General features: G+C 68.1%; 9 protein-coding genes. 3 read left to right on the forward strand and 6 right to left on the reverse strand.

Features of this window, described 5'->3' with window-relative positions; all coding sequences use genetic code 11:
* Nucleotides 1–107: 107 nt before the first annotated feature.
* The 5 genes from apbC to Q0654_RS14610 form a co-directional block, all read right to left on the reverse strand.
* Nucleotides 108–1,190, reverse strand: a complete 1,083-nt coding sequence (apbC, locus tag Q0654_RS14590) for an iron-sulfur cluster carrier protein ApbC (RefSeq protein WP_298855047.1) — start codon at nucleotides 1,188–1,190, stop codon at nucleotides 108–110.
* 475 nt (nucleotides 1,191–1,665) lie between these two features.
* Nucleotides 1,666–4,566 carry a GGDEF domain-containing protein gene (locus Q0654_RS14595; RefSeq protein ID WP_298855049.1) on the reverse strand — a complete coding sequence of 967 codons (2,901 nt, stop codon included), beginning with the start codon at nucleotides 4,564–4,566 and terminating at the stop codon, nucleotides 1,666–1,668.
* Nucleotides 4,567–4,727: 161 nt separating this feature from the next.
* Entirely contained in the window at nucleotides 4,728–7,790 is a 3,063-nt protein-coding gene (locus Q0654_RS14600) for an efflux RND transporter permease subunit (protein ID WP_298855187.1), read from the reverse strand.
* A gap of 2 nt (nucleotides 7,791–7,792) precedes the next feature.
* A complete protein-coding gene (locus Q0654_RS14605) occupies nucleotides 7,793–11,056 on the reverse strand; it encodes an efflux RND transporter permease subunit (protein ID WP_298855050.1) in 3,264 nt (1,087 codons plus the stop codon).
* A gap of 20 nt (nucleotides 11,057–11,076) precedes the next feature.
* Nucleotides 11,077–12,243 carry an efflux RND transporter periplasmic adaptor subunit gene (locus Q0654_RS14610; protein WP_298855051.1) on the reverse strand — a complete coding sequence of 389 codons (1,167 nt, stop codon included), beginning with the start codon at nucleotides 12,241–12,243 and terminating at the stop codon, nucleotides 11,077–11,079.
* Nucleotides 12,244–12,587: 344 nt separating this feature from the next.
* Here Q0654_RS14610 and Q0654_RS14615 point away from each other — a divergent pair, with 344 nt between their 5' ends.
* From Q0654_RS14615 to trxA, 3 genes are all read left to right on the forward strand, one after another.
* Nucleotides 12,588–12,920, forward strand: coding sequence for a cytochrome c (locus Q0654_RS14615; protein WP_298855053.1), 333 nt, complete (start codon nucleotides 12,588–12,590; stop codon nucleotides 12,918–12,920).
* Complete coding sequence (locus Q0654_RS14620; RefSeq protein WP_298855055.1) at nucleotides 12,917–13,267, forward strand: cytochrome c; 351 nt, start codon at nucleotides 12,917–12,919, stop codon at nucleotides 13,265–13,267. Before Q0654_RS14615 ends, Q0654_RS14620 begins: the two co-directional genes overlap by 4 nt.
* A 197-nt stretch (nucleotides 13,268–13,464) precedes the next feature.
* The gene (gene trxA / locus Q0654_RS14625) at nucleotides 13,465–14,325 is read left to right on the forward strand and encodes a thioredoxin (protein WP_298855057.1); all 861 of its coding nucleotides are present in this window, start codon (nucleotides 13,465–13,467) and stop codon (nucleotides 14,323–14,325) included.
* A gap of 179 nt (nucleotides 14,326–14,504) precedes the next feature.
* On the opposite strand, the gene zipA is transcribed toward trxA, so the two are convergent.
* Nucleotides 14,505–15,320, reverse strand: coding sequence for a cell division protein ZipA (gene zipA, locus Q0654_RS14630; protein ID WP_298855058.1), 816 nt, complete (start codon nucleotides 15,318–15,320; stop codon nucleotides 14,505–14,507).
* Nucleotides 15,321–15,471 lie beyond the last annotated feature (151 nt).

Genomic DNA, 15,471 nt, shown 5'->3' on the forward strand with positions numbered 1-15,471 from the left:
CGAACGCCCGAGCGCTGTGCGCGAGGGCCGGGCCGGAGGCAGGCGGCTCGCTTGCACGGCACTGCCGCGCGAGACGCCGAACGCCCAATCCCGAATCCCAAGCTCCATCAATCACTCTTGATGACGATATTCGGAAACCCGAAGGCCTTGTTCTTCGCGCGCAGGGACAGCCGCCCGGCGGCGTGACGGGCGATCCCGCGGTAGCGCTTCGACAGATCGGATTCGGCGTCCACCGCCACGGTCGGCGCGCCGCCGTCGGCCTGCTCACGGATGCGGATGTCGAGCGGCAGCGCGCCCAGCAGCGGCACCTCGTACTGCGCGGCCATGCGCGCACCGCCGCCCTCGCCGAAGATGTGCTCGGCGTGGCCGCAGTTCGAGCAGACGTGGATAGCCATGTTCTCGACAATGCCGAGCACCGGCACCTCGACTTTGCGGAACATCTGCAGGGCCTTCTTCGCATCGAGCAGGGCGATGTCCTGCGGGGTGGTGACGATGATCGCCGCCGACACCGGCACCTTCTGGCACAGGGTGAGCTGGATGTCGCCGGTCCCCGGCGGCAGGTCGATGATCAGGTAATCCAGGTTGTCCCAGGCGGTCTCGTTCAGCAGCTGCTGCAGCGCCTGGGTGACCATCGGCCCACGCCAGATCATCGGCGTGTCTTCTTCGATCAGGAAGCCGATCGACATCGCCTGCAGACCGTGCCCGCGCTTGGGCGTGATGCTCTTGCCGTCGGGGCTGTCGGGCTTGCCGCTGAGCCCGAGCATGCGGGGGATGCTGGGCCCGTAGATGTCGGCATCGAGCACGCCGACGCGCGCGCCTTCTGCCATCAGCGCCAGCGCGAGATTGACCGAGGTGGTCGACTTGCCCACCCCGCCCTTGCCCGAGGCCACGGCGATGATGTTCTTGACGCCCGGCAGCGGGCTCAGGCCTTCGCGCACCTTGTGCGCCAGCACGCGCGAGGACACATCGACCGTTGCGCGCTCGATGCGCGGGTCGGCCTCCAGCGCGGTGCGCACGCGCTCCGCCAGCTCAGCGTGGAAGCCGGCGGCGGGATAGCTGAGCTGCAGCTCGACCAGCACGCGGGCGCCGTCGACGCCAACCGCACGCACGCTGTCGGCGAGGCTCTGGCCGGTGTTCTCGTCGATGAGAGGGGCGAGCCGCGCGCGCACGGCATCCTGGTCGAGCGACATGGGAATTCCCTTCAAGCTTGCAGAGTGGTGAGGCGGAGCGCCCGCCAGCGAGACCGTCATTGTAGTTGGCTGCAGAGGGAGCCCGCGCGCGGGACTTTCTGGCCGATTCCTGCGGCGCCGGAAGCAGCCTTGGGCTGCACGGATCCAGTCCATCCTGGCCTTGGCCGAGGCCGGCACGTCCGGCCAAGGTCCCGACGCATTCATCCGCTGCGCGGCGATGCCTCTGCTCGGCCCGGTCGCGCTGGATCAAACCGGTTCGCCTGCGATCCGCGGGCCCGCTCTGACCAGCGCGCCGCAATGCTGAACGCCTCGGAGGGCGTGAGAATCCGGACGCCGTTGCGAAGGCGTCCGGGGACGTTCGTCGCAAGGTGCGGTAGGCCAACTCAAGGGCGTTTGGCGAGCCAGTGACCGCAGCATTCGCGTAGCGCGCTGCCGCCACGGGCGTCCAGAGGCGGCCGAGTTCGGCGGATGGTTCTCACACGCTCCCGGCATTGCCCTGAGCCAAAGGCGTCTGCGCCTCCTCCGCCGCACTCACCGCGCGATCGCGTCCTCCCGACTTGGCGCGATACAGCGCCTGATCGGCGCGCTCGATCAGCACGGACAGCCGCGCCTCCTCGGTGGGAACGACGGTGGCAGCACCGATCGACACCGTGACGCCCAGCGGTGAGGCGCGCACGGTCTGGCAGAGCGACTCGGCAAGCTCGAAAGCCAGTTCCGCTGGCGCCCCCGGCAGCACCAGCAGGAACTCCTCGCCGCCGTAGCGGGCCACCAGATCCTCGCTGCGCCGCAAGCTGTTGGCCAGCAGCTCGGCCAGACCCTGCAGCAGTGCGTCGCCAGCCGGGTGCCCATGCTGGTCGTTGTAGCGTTTGAAGTGGTCGACGTCGACGATCAGCACGCTCAGCGGCCGCTGCCGTTCCTGGCACTGGAACCAAGCCATGCGCAGGTAGGCATCCTGCCGGCGACGGTTGGCCAGCCCGGTCAACCCATCGCGGTTGGCGATGTCCTCCAACCGCCGGTTGGCTTCGGCCAGCTCCGCCGTGCGCGCCTCCACGAGAGCCGACAGGCGCCTGCGCTCGGCCTCGATTCGGGCCGTGCGAGTGCGGATATAGGCACGCGTCCACAGCGCTGCCATCGTCACCAGCAGCAGTGCAAACGCCGCTCGCGCCCAAGCAGTTTCGTGCCAGGGCGGCAGGAGGGTGAAGGACCAGGGTGTCGCTCGGCTGATGTGGCCACGCGCATCGCGCGCCTCCAGCTCGAAGCGATAGACGCCGGGATCCAGCTTCGTGTAGTTGACGCGGGTCGAACGCACCCAGGGGCTCCAGGTCTCGCGCAGCCCCAGCAGCCGCCAGCGGTACTGCGGGCTGGTCGACTGATCCAGCTCCGCGATCGCGAACTCGAAGGCGATATTGAATCCCTGCGCGGGCTCCTCCAGCTCGGCCGGCATCGCGAGCGGCAGCGGCTCCGGCACCGCACTGCCGCGGCTCCGCAGCACGCGAGTCAGGCGCACCTCGGGCGTGTACACCGGCGCCTCGATGGACGCATCCGACTGCAGCAGCAGGGCGCCGTGGCACACCACGAAGGGGCGTCCGTCGGCCAAGGCACCGACCTGCTCGATGGCGCCCCGGCACATTCCACCGAGATCGAGTTCACGCCAGCCTTCAGGCGACCGCCGCAGAACCCGGGTCGGGCTGAACGCCCAGTCCTCGCCGTGGAGGTCGGGCGCAAGGCGCAGGTGTTCTTCGGGCCGACGCAGGGGCGCGAGCCCATGCACATCGTCGCGGACGAAGCCGCGCACTCCGTCCCAGCGCCATAGCCCCCTGGCGGTACTGGCGCGAACCTCGCCGTCCCTCCACACGCTGACGTGGGCATACGCGATCGGGCCATACTCGATGCCATGCGCCTCGCCCATCCGCTCGGCGGAGCGCAGGCTGCCGCCGGAAGCCAGTCGGTAACGCCAGAGCCCGCTCCGCTCGGTGCCCAGCCAGAGTTCGTCGGCAGAGGGCTCCACCATCGACGCCACGCGCAGGTCGTCGGCGCGCTGCAGGGGCGCGCTCAGCGAGAGCCTCGGTTGCACTTCAAGGCGGCGCAGGCCGTGCTCGGTAAACACCCAGATCACGCCCTCATGCCGGGCGCTGGGCCGCAGTTCGCGCGGATACACCAGCTCATCGGTCAGAGTGCGCAGCACGCCGCCCTGCCGCAGCAGCAGGTGATGCCCGCCGGCATACACCTCGCCTCCCTGTGCGAGCGGCAAGCGGTCATAGAGGGTTTGCGCCAGATCGGGAACGTTCTGCCACAGGCTGGGTGCGTTCGCCCGGACCTGCGCCCGAAGCGCGCCGGCGCTGCCGAACGCCAGCAGCTCGCCGTCCTGCTCGCGGGCAAGGTGGAGGTTGCCTGACAAGCCCAGCGTCTCGTCGAGGGCTGTCCACCGCGGCGGCCACACCACGCGATGAATTCGCGTGTCGCCCGACGCCAGCACGCTGCCATCGCGAGCCTGCCACAGGCCGCTCAGGAATCCCTGCTCCAGGCGAAGGCTGAGAAAGCTGCGGCGGTCCGGCGGCAGCATCCAGAGCTGGCCGTCGCCCGAGGCCAGGACCAGATGGCCGTCGCGCAGTCGGGTGGCTTTCTGGAACTCGGAAGAAGGCGGGAGTCCCTCCGGCATCTCGATTTCACGGAGTGACTCCAGCCCCAGCCCCCACCATCGTCCGTCAGAACCAAGGCCCAGCAGGGTGCCCTCATCCAGCGGCACCAGGGTGTGTACAAGCTGGGTCAACTCGGTGCTGTGGCTCAAGGGCTCCCAGGCGTCACCGCGACGCACCCGGAAGCCCTCGCCGCGAAACTGCAGGATCACCTCGCCCTGCAGGCGCGCCATGCCACCGAATCGGCCCTCGTGGCGCCAGCGCTGCCGCTGCAGACCATCGGCGGAGACGAAGAACACGTCGCGCAGGGCGCGGAAGTAGGTGCCCTCGGGGGCGACCACGATGCTCCAGATGTCCGCGAACTGCGCCGGCTCACCCGGCTCAAGACTGTCGCCGCTGAGCTCCCGGTAGGTCCATTCCCCGTTCGGAGCGCGCTCCAGGACGCCAAAGCTGTTGTAGCCACCGACCCAGACCGAGCCCTCGGCGCCCGGTGCCAGCGAGCGGACCATCTCGCGATTGGGAAGGCGCTGCAGATTCCAGCGCTCGCCATCGAACAGCAGGACACCCTCGCGGCTCGCGACCGCAAGGCCACCCTGGTCGAGCTCAAGCAGCCCGAAGTTCTGCGGGTAGACAGCGACGCCGGGCAGCAGCTGCTGGACCGGCGGCCTGCCCCTGAGCCCGCCGTCGGCCCGGGCGATCAGGGTGCAGGCACAGCACAACAGCAGGAGCAGCCATCGCATCGGAGCACCCGACCGGCAGATCGACAGACCGGGAGCGTGCAGCTTTCGTGCCGGGGCAAGGCGCCGGCCCAGCCTGCGCAGGGACTGCGACGCAGCCCGCGAAAGCAGGGCGCCTCCGCCCTTTCGACGCGCGGCACCGGGTCATGGGTCGACCCGGTGCGTCAGCCTGCGCCCGCTGGCTGGATCTGTGCCCAGGCGGCTTTCCAGCGCGCCCGCGAGTTCAGTCGCCACTGGTCGACCATGGCATAGAAGGTCGGCAGGGCAAACAGCGAAATCAGGGTCGAGAACACCAGCCCGCCGACGATGGCACGCGCCATCGGGTAGTAGGGCGGGCCATCGCCGCCCATCTCGGTGCCGCCGATGGTGAGCGGAAGCATGCTCAGGATGGTCGTGCCCATGGTCATCAGGATGGGTCGCAGGCGGTCGCGGCAGCCGGCCACCAGCGCCTCGTGGCGATCCATGCCGCTGCGCCGCAACGTGTTGATGTGCTCGACCATGACGATGCCGTTGTTCACCACCACGCCCATCAGCACCAGGATGCCGATCGCCGCCATGATCGAGAAGGTCGTGCCGGTCAGCCAGAACAGCCAGAACACGCCAAGTGCGGAGAAAAAGATCGTGGTCACGATCACCGCCGGAAAGCTGATCGACTCGAACACCGCCGCCATCACGATGTAGACCATCACCAGCGCGATCAGGGTATTGAAGGCCATCTGCGCGCCAGCCTGGTCGTTCTGGTCGAAGCTGGTGCCGAAGCTCCAGCGGTAGCCCGCCGGCAGGTCGAACTGCTCCATCAGGGGTTCGATCTGCTTGCGCGCGTCATCCATGGTGACGCCGTCTGCCAGCGCGATGCGGATCGGCAGCGCGGTCTGGCGGCTCTGCCGGTTGATCGTGCTCGGGCTGGCGACCACCTGCACCTCGACCATGGCCAGCAGCGGCACCTGGCCAGCGATCGGACTGGACAGCTTGAAGTCGCGCAGGTCGTCCACGCTGGCCTCGTCCGATTCGGCGAAGCGCATCCACACGGGGACTTCAGTGGTGTCGGCACGGAACTCGCGCAGCGGCGTGCCGCGCAGGGCGATGCCGATGTACTGCGCCACCTGCTGGGCCGAGAAGCCGTACTGCAGGGCGCGCTCGCGGTCCACGCGCACCTGGATCTCGCGCGACTTGGCGCCGAGGTCGGCGTAGGCGTCGCGGACGAAGTCCTGCGCGTTCAGCACCGGCACGATCGATTCCGAGAGCTCCTCCAGCACCATCGAGCTGTCGCCGATCAGGGCCACCTGCATGCCGTCGCCACCGCCCGGACCACCGCCCTGGTTCTGCTGGAAGGTGACCTCGCCCATGGCGAGCTTGGGCAAGCCTTCGGTGATCCGCTCCATCAGCTGCGGCGTCGGCGTGTCGCCGTCCTCGGCGAAATCGATGCGCGTGCCGGCCCAGCCACGCTCGCTGTACCAGCTGTAGATCTGGGTGATCTCGAAAGTCTCGCGATTGGCTTCGAGGTAGTCCTCGACCTGCTTCACCGCAAGCGACAGATCCTCCAGCCGATAGCTGCCGTTCCAACGGTAGGTGAGCTGGGCCTCTCGGCGTTCGCCCTGCGGGAACATGTCGGTCTTCATGCCGCGCATGGGCACGATGCTGACGACCACCACGGCAGCGATCGCCAGCAGAGTCTTCCAGCGGTGCCGCAGCGACCAGTCCAGCACGCGGGCGTAGCGATCCTGGAAGCGGTTGGCCTGGCTGGCGGCCTCCTGCAGGTGGCGCGGCGCGCGGATGCGTGCGCTGATCATCGGGATCAGGCTGATCGCCACCAGCCACGAGCACAGCAGCGAGATGGTGATGGTGAAGGCCACCTGGCTCAGGTAGATGGCGATGAAGTTGCGCTCGCCGAAGATGTTCGGCAGGAACACGATGATGCTGGTCAGGGTGCCGGCCGTGATCGCGATCTGCACTTCGCGGGTGCCTTCCAGCGCGCAGCGGAAGGGGTTGTCCGGGTACTTCTCGCGTTTCTGGTAGATGCTCTCGACCACCACGACCGAGTTGTCGACCAGCATGCCGATGCCGAGCAGGAGGCCCATCATCGACAGGATGTTCAGCGACAGCCCGAGGAAGTGCATGCAGCCCAGCGTCATCACGATGCAGATCGGGATCGACAGCGCGACCATCAGGGTCGAGGGCCAGTGGCGCAGGAAGAAGTACAGCACCAGCACCGACAGCGCGGTGCCGAGCAGGCCGGCATTGGCCAGCTCGCTCAACGAACTGGTGACACCCTCGGCCTGGTCGTGCATCACGAACAGCTGGATGTCGGAAAACGCCGGCATGGCCCGGATCTCTTCGACCTCAGCCAGCACGCCGCGCGAGACGTCGACCAGATTGGCCGAGCGCTCCTTCATGACGTCGATACCCACGGCCGGGCGGCCATCAAGGCGGCGACCGTAATCCATGCGGCCCGGCGCCAGTCTGACCTCGGCGATGTCGGAAAGGCGCAGGCCGCTGGCGTTGATGGGCAGGCGACGCAGCTCCTCCAGCGAGCGCAGCTCACCGACGGGCTGGACCCGCAGGCGGCGGTCGATCTCGGTGATCTGACCGGCCGAGACCGAAAAATTGGAGGCGCTCAGGCGCTGGGCGAGGCCGGCCAGGTCGACGCCGTGCGCGGTCACGCGATCATTGTCGAGGCGGATCTCGACCTCGGGCGGCGCAATGCCGGAAATGTCGACGCGGGCGACGCCGGGCACGCGCTCCAGGCGCCGCTTGACCTCACGATCGATCAGGTCGTACTGGTTGGCCAGATCGAGCTCGCTGGACACGCGGATCCGCAGCACCGGCTCATCGGCGGTGCCGAACTTCAGCACCAGGTAACGCTGGAAGTCCGAGGGCAGCTCGTCACGGATCGCATCCAGCCGCTCGCGCGCCTCGGAGGCCGCGATCTGGATGTCGCGATCCCACTGGAACTCCATGAACACGCCCGCGCCTTCCGAGCGCGACTGCGAGAACATCCGCTTGATGCCGGGCAGCGTGGCCAGCGCCTCTTCGGCAGGCCGGGTGATGGTCTCCTCGATCTCCGCCGGACTGGAGCCGGGATACGGCAGGTCGACGTAGAGGAAGGGCGCCTCGACCTCGGGCAGGAATTCCAGCGGCAGGCGAAAGCCGGCGATCAGGCCGATCAGCACCATCGACACGAAGAACATCGTGGCCGTCACCGGCCGCGCCAGACTGACCCGCGCCATGCTCACGGCTGCGACTCCGCCAACGCCGCCCGAGCTTCCATCTCGGCCCGCGCCGCGGCGCGCGCGCGCTCGCCGCGCTCGAAGTAGAAGCCGTCCGGCTTGCGATCCAGCAGCTTGTAGACCACGGGAATCACCAGCAGGGTCAGCAGGGTCGACACCAGCAGGCCGCCGATCACCGTGATCGCCATCGGCGCGCGCACCTCGGCGCCCTCGCCACCGCCGATCGCCAGCGGCAGGAAGCCGAACAGCGTGGTCAGCGTGGTCATCACGATCGGGCGCAGGCGCTCGTGCGAGCCGTCAACGATCGCCTTGAGCTTGGGCACGCCTTCCTCGCGCAGCTGGTTGACGCGGTCGATCAGCACGATCGCGTTCTTGACCACGATGCCAGCCAGCAGGATCAGGCCGATGAACACCACCACCGACAGTCCGCTGCCGACCAGCTTCAGCGCCAGGATGGCGCCGACCGCGGCCAGCGGGATGGTGAACATGATGACGAAGGGATGCAGCAGCGACTCGAACTGCGAGGCCATGACCAGATAGACCATGAAGATCGCCAGCACCAGGGCGAAGATCAGCGAGTTGACCGAGGCCTGCAGCTCCTCGTTCTGACCGCCGATGTTGACGCCCAGCCCCGCGCCCAGCGGATCCTCCGCGAGCATGCGCTCGATGTTGGCGACGGCCGTGCCGAGATCGCCATAGCGCAGGTTGGCCGAGACCACGGCCACGCGCTCCTGGTCGACGCGATGGATCTCGCTGGGGCCCTCGGTGCTGAGGATCTCGGCGACCGCCGACAGCCGCACCGGGCGATCGCTCTCGGGGTTGACGATCAGCTGGCCGATGTCCGCGGCAGACGCGCGCGCGGACTCCTCGGCGCGCACCAGCACGTCGATCTTGCGGTTGCGGAAGCTGTAGCGGGTGGCGACTTCGCCGCGCACCTGGCGCACCACCTGATCGGCGATCTGCCGGGTGGTGAGGTTCAGCGCCGCGGCGCGCTCGGCGTCGAACAGCACCTGGATCTCGGGGAAGCCCTGCTCCACCGTCGACTTGACGTCGGCGTAGCGGTCGTCCGCCTGCAGACGGCGCGCCAGCTCCTGGCCGGCCTTCCGCAATTGTTCGAGGTCATAGCCACGGATCTCGATTTCCAGCGGGGTGGCGAAGGAGAACAGCTGCGGGCGCGAGAACTTCACTTCCGCGCGTGGCCAGGCTTCGGCGCTTTCGCGGAGGACCTCGGTGAGTTCGGCCTCCGCCGAGTCACCGGCGCCGTCCGCCAGCACGATCAGCAGCTTGCCGATGTTCTCGCCCGACTCGGTGGGGTTGGCATCGAGCCGGGTGCCGCTGCCGCTGACGCCGTGGATGGTGCGCAGGCGCGGATCCTCGGCATGGCGACGCTGCAGTTCGCGCACCACCGCATCGCTTTCGGCCAGCGGCGTGCCGGGCGGCAGCTTGACCGTCATCTCGAAGCGACCCTGGGCCAGCTGCGGGATCAGGTCCATGCCCAGTCCAGGCACCAGGGCCAGGGTAAACACGAAGGCGGCGGTCGAAGCGAGCAGGATCGGCGCAGGTCGAGCCAACGCTTTCGGCAGCGCGCGCCGATAGGCGGCTTCCAGCCAGTCGTAGGGCTTGAGCAGCACGCGACCGATGGCGGAGAGGGTTCCACCGACGACGCGACCGACGAAGCGCAGCACGCGCAGGATCTGGCGCGCGATCCACAGGCGCGCGCGGGCGATGCGGCCGCTTTCGACATCCACGTCTTTCTGGTCTTCCGGATAGGCCAGGGGCGGCCGCGATCGCAGGGAGGCCAGCATCGGCACCAGGGCCATTGCGACCACGGTCGAGATCACGATGGCGATACTCACCGTCAGCGCCTGGTCGCCGAACAGCTGGCCGGCGACCCCCTCGACGAACACCAGCGGGAAGAACACGGCCACGGTGGTCAGCGTGGATGCGACCACGGCCAGCCGCACTTCGGACGCACCCACGATCGCCGCCTCGATCACGCCGAGGCCACGCTCTCGCGCCTTGGCGATCGATTCCAGCACCACGATCGAGTCGTCCACCACCATGCCGGTGGCCAACGCCAACCCACCCAGCGACATCACGTTGAGGCTGAGGCCCACCTGCTGCATGAAGAAGAAGGTGGCGATGATCGAGACCGGCAGCGACACCGCGATGACGAAGGTGCTCCAGCCGTCGCGCAGGAAGAAGAAAATGATCAGCACCGCCAGCAGGCCGCCCATCAGCGCGGCCGAGCTCACTTCGTCCAGCGAGTTCTGGATGAACACCGACTGGTCGTCGACCGTGATTAGGCTGGCATTCGCGGGCAGGTTCTCGCGCAGGCGATCGAGCTGCTCGCGCACGCCGGCTGCCGCCGCGACGGTGTTGGCGTCGCCTTCCTTGTAGACCGCGAGCTCGACCGCTTCGCGGCCGTCCATGCGGATGATCGCCTCGCGCTCCTTGAAGCCCTGGCCGACGGACGCGACGTCGCGCAGGCGCACCGGCACGCCCTGGTCGACAGCGACCAGCAGCTCCTGCATCTGCTCGACGTTGGCGAACTGGTTGACCGTCCGCACCAGGAAGCGCTGGTTGCCCTCGTCGATGGCGCCGCCGGAGATGTTGATGTTCTCCTGCTTCAGGCGCTCGATGACGCGCGCCGGCGTCAGGTTCAGGCGCGCCAGCTTCTGCGGATCCAGCAGCACCTGGACCTCATCCTCAAGGCCACCGCTGACCTTGACCGCGGCCACGCCATCGACCGGCTCCAGGCGCTTCTTCAGGGTCTCATCGGCGTAGCGGCGCAGGTCCTTCAGCTCGGCGACATCGAAGCCGCTGCTGTCGGCGCGACCGGCGAGGCCGAGCCGCATGATCGGTTCGGTGGACGGATCGAAGCGCAGCAGCACGGGCTTCTCCGCTTCCAGCGGCAGGCGCAGGAGTTCGAGCTTGTCGCGCACCTCGATGCCCGCGCGGTCCATGTCCGTGCCCCAGGCGAACTCGAGGATCACGTCGCTCTGACCGGTGCGCGAAACCGAGCGCAGGCGGCGCAGGTTCTTGACCACGCCGACGGCCTCTTCGACCGGCTCGGTGATCAGGTTCTCGATCTCGGTGGGAGCCGCACCGGTGTACTCGGTGCGCACCGTCAGCGTGGGATAGCTCAGGTCCGGCAGCAGGTTGACCTTGAGGTCACGCAGCGCGATGAAACCGAACAAAAGGAAGGTGATCGTCACCATGCCCACCGTCACGCGACGGCGGGTGGCAATCTCGGCAATGTTCATCGATGTCCCCCCAGGACGGATCAGCCGGCGGTGCCGGCGGCGGGCTTGCCCTGGGCAATGGCGTCGGCCTCGACGGCCGCGCTGGGTACGCCGATCAACTGCAGCAGTGCACCATCGCGCAGCGTGACCTTGCCGGTGGTGACGACGCGATCGCCTTCAGTGAGGCCACCACGCACTTCGGCGAGGCTGCCGCTCAAGTGTCCAACCTCGATCGGTGTGCGCACCGCGCGGCCCTCGCGCACCACGAAGACGGCGGGCACGCCCTCGCCCTCGATCAGGGCCTCACGCGGCACCGTCAGCGCCTGCGCACGTTCGTCGTAGACGACCTCGACGCGGCCGAACATGCCGGGCTTCAGCACGCCCGAGGCATCCGAGAAGGCCGCGACCACGCGAAAGGTACCGCTGGCCGCGTCGACCACCGGGCTGACGCGATCGATCGCACCGTCGAAGGCCACGCCCGGCGCTGCATCGACGCGCAGGGCAACGGTCTGTCCGGCCTTCAGGGTGGCGAGTTCGCGCTCGGGCACGTTCAGCACGGCCTCAAGCCGCGAGGTGTCGACCACCTTGAACATGGCCTGGTTGATCTGGATGAGGTTGCCCTCCTTGGCCATGCGCTGGGCGACCACGCCATCGAAGGGCGCCACGATATTAGTGTAGGACAGCTCCAGCTTGGCCATCTCATAGGCCGCACGCTGGGTGTCGAGATCGAAGCGCAGGCGCTCATGCGCCTCGGCGGCCAGCAGCTTGCGCTCGAACAGCTCCTGGGCGCGGCGGTACTCCGCTTCCAGCTTGCGCAGCATGGCCTCGTTGCGCTGCAGTTCGAGGCGCGGGCGTTCGGGATCGATGCGCGCCAGCACCTGGCCGGCCTTGACCCGATCGCCCTCCTCGGCCAGAAGGCTGAGCAGCACCCCGGACGTCTTGGCCACCACCTGCGCTTCGCCGCGCGCTTCCAGCGGCGCGGTGCCGCTGTAGCTTGCGGTGATGGACTGCCGCTGAGCGATGGCAGTCTCGACGGCAACGGCCTGCTCCTCGCGCTTTCCGTCCTTGCCGTTCTTGGACTCGGCGCTGGACTCGGCCTTGTCAGCCGGCGCCTGGTCATTGGCGCAGCCCGCGCCCAGCAGGAGCGCCGCCGCCAGCAAGGCGGTACCGGTCAGCCGCAGGACGGTGGGAGTCTTGGGGGTAGGCATCGCTGAACTGCGCATGGCGGTTTCCGGGGAGGAAGTGGGGGTGAGTGGTGTTATAGTCATCTACAACACCACCCTTGTCAAGCACCAGTTCGCCGCCAAGCGGCGCTCGGCGCCACGCGGGAAGAACGCGATGCCTGAGGCATGAGATTGACGTTTGTGACGTCAGCAGCGCGCGTGCAGGAGGGCACGGTCCGCACCACGCGTGGCGGGTGTCGGAACGGCCCGCCGCTGGCCCGATGATTGCGGCAGACGCTATACTCCTGCGCTTTCCAACGCGCCGTGAACCTGTCTGAAGTCAGGTCTGCGCGCGCAAACCGAAAACGCCCCGACGCTGGAACCCATCGATGAAGCCGATCCTGCGAATCGTCGCAAGTCTTGCCCTCGCGACTGCCGCCCTGCCTGCGTTTGCCGAAGGCGATCCCGAGAACGGAAAGCTGCTGGCCTACACCTGCACCGGCTGTCATGGCATCCCGGGCTACAAGAACGTGTATCCGCACTACCACGTGCCGAAGATCGCCGGACAGAATTACGAATACCTCGTGGCTGCGCTGAACGCCTACCAGAAGGGCGAGCGCCCCCACCCGACCATGCGCGCCCAGGCCGAGGGTTACAGCACCCAGGAGCTGAGCGACATCGCGGCTTTCCTCTCCAGCTACAAGAAGGGTGACGCCCAGTGAGCCCGAAGATCCTGACCACCGCGGCGCTGGCCGCCCTCTTGACCCTCGCCTCCAGCGCCGCCGATGCGCGCCGCGGCAACGTCGAAGCCGGGCGCGAACTCGCCAAGACCTGCCAGGCCTGTCATGGCCCCGACGGCAATGGCATCGGCGATGGGCAGTACCCGAATCTCGCCGGCCAGTACGAGGACTATCTGCTGCACTCCCTGAAGGCCTACAAGTCGGGCGAGCGCAACAACGCCATCATGGCGGGCTTTGTCGCTGGCCTCGATGAGCAGAACATGGCCGACCTCGCCGCCTTCTTCGCCTCGCAGAAGGGCCCGCTCAGCGACCTTCGCGAACTCAAGTAAGCAGGCCAGAACTCCTCACTGATGCAACGACCCCGCGCCTGTCGCGGGGTTTTTGTTGGTGACGCCAGCAGCTGCTGTTGGCAACACAGTGCGGCGACTGCCGCGTGCGCCGGCCCCTTGCGTTGCCGCGCGCATGCCCGCATTCAGGGGAGCTGACGCGGCAGCGCCCCCTGACCACGATTCTTCCGGAGCCCCAAATGAGCGACAGCGCCTACAGTTTCGATGCCACCACTGCCACCTTCGAACAGGAGGTGATCCTGCGTTCGAAACAGGTGCCGGTGCTGGTGGACTTCTGGGCGACCTGGTGCGGCCCCTGCAAGCAGGTGAAGCCCATCCTTGAGAAGCTGGCGGCCGAGTACAACGGTGGCTTCGTGCTCGCCAAGGTCGACGTCGACGCCGAGCAGCAGCTCGCAGGCATGGTCGGCATCCGCTCGGTGCCGACCATTCTGCTGCTGAAGGACGGCCAGATCGTCGACGGCTTCCCCGGTGCCTTGCCCGAGGCCCAGCTGCGCGCATTCCTGGCCCAGCATGGCATCCAGCCACGCGAGTCGGCGGACGAACCGGCAGAGGCCGAGGTCGAAGAACTGCTGCCTCAGGAGCGCGTCGCGCAGCTGCGCGCGCAGATCGAAGCGGAGCCGGAGCGCACGGAGCTGAAGCTCGACCTCGCGATGGCCCTGCTGTCGATCGGCGAAAGCGCGGAAGCCGAGACCCTGCTCGACGGCCTGCCCGCCAACCTCGCGACCGACGACCGCGCGAAGCGCGCCCGCGCCCGACTGGGCTTCGCGCGACTGCTGGCAGGAGCCCCAGCACCGACCGTACTGCAGGCGCGACTGGCAGCCGATCCGCAGGATCTCGACGCGTTGCACCTGCTGGGCGTGCATCAGATCGTGGCCGGCGAAAGCGAAGCGGGCTTCGAGACCCTGCTGGAGCTGCTGCGTCGGGACAAGGCCTGGAACGAAGGCCAGCCGCGCAAGCGCCTGATCGAAGCTTTCAGCCTGGTCGAGGACGAGGATCTGGTCGGTCGCTACCGCCGCAAGATGGCTTCGCTGTTGTTTTGAAGCTGGGATTCGGGATTAGGGATTTGGGATTTGTCAGCTCGGACGCCTTGCCTACGGGACAGCGAGAACGTCGAGTCTTCGAAAGCGAAGCGCGGAGACGCGCGGGCCCTGACGGAATCGCGAAGGCGTCCGCAGGCCTGCAAATCTCCAATCCCCAATCCCGAATCCCGGCCTGAGGCCTACCAGGGCCGCTTGGACTGCCGCTCGCGCTCGCGATCGTAGGCGCGCAGCTCGTCGCGCAGGAACTGGATGCGCTGCCGACCCAGGGCATTGCGCTCGTCGTCCAGCACCACCGCATCGAGCAGTTCAGCGAAGCGCTGTGCGGCCGGCAGCATGGCCTCCCAGGCATCCAGCGCGGGCAGCGGGCCCGGCAGGGTCATGAAGAAGGTGACGCCCGGCGTCTGCGTCTGGTCGGGCTGGCGCAGATCGAAATTGCCGGGCTTGACCACATTGGCGACGCTGAAGATCGGCCCGGCTTCGGGACGATTGTCCGGCAGGCGGTGGAAGATCTGCATGTCGCCAAACACCAGCCCGGCCTTCTCCGCCGCCACCAGAATGTCGCCGCCATGCAGCAGGGTGCCGGCACGTGCGGCCACGATCAGGCTCACCACCTTGTCGAACTCGGGGTTGGGACGCACGCCGAGACTGGAGGTCGCGGCTGGCGCGGGCGCCTCGGAGGCTGCAGCAGCGCGGGCCTGCGGCCGTGCGTCCAGGTCGGGCTCGAACTGGATGCCGGGTAGCCGGCTGGCGCCCGCCCCTTCGGCGTCTTCGCCAGCCAGGGTCTTCTCCAGCCGGGCCAGCTCGGCCTGGATCACCTTGTCCAGGCTTTCCTGCTCGCCACCGCTGAAGGCCGGCTCCGCGCGCGCCTCTGGCTCGCCGCGCTCGGCCTGGCGCCGACCCTGCCCAGGCTTCTGCGGCCGGCCGAACCAATACACCGCCGCGATGAACCCGATGCCGAGAACGAGGAGGATGATGCGGAGCTGGGTGGGATCCATGGAGTGTCGTGGCCTGCATTGCGTCGGTTCGATCACGGCAGCCACTCACACCAAGGCTGCTTCGGGCGCTGGTGAGCGCACCGACGGCAGCGGGCGGCGAAGTCCCGGACGGGGATGGACGCGCGCCGCGGCCCTGCGGAGCGTGATCGGA

The organism is uncultured Aquimonas sp., from assembly GCF_937888285.1.
Taxonomy (GTDB): Bacteria; Pseudomonadota; Gammaproteobacteria; order Xanthomonadales; family Xanthomonadaceae; genus Aquimonas.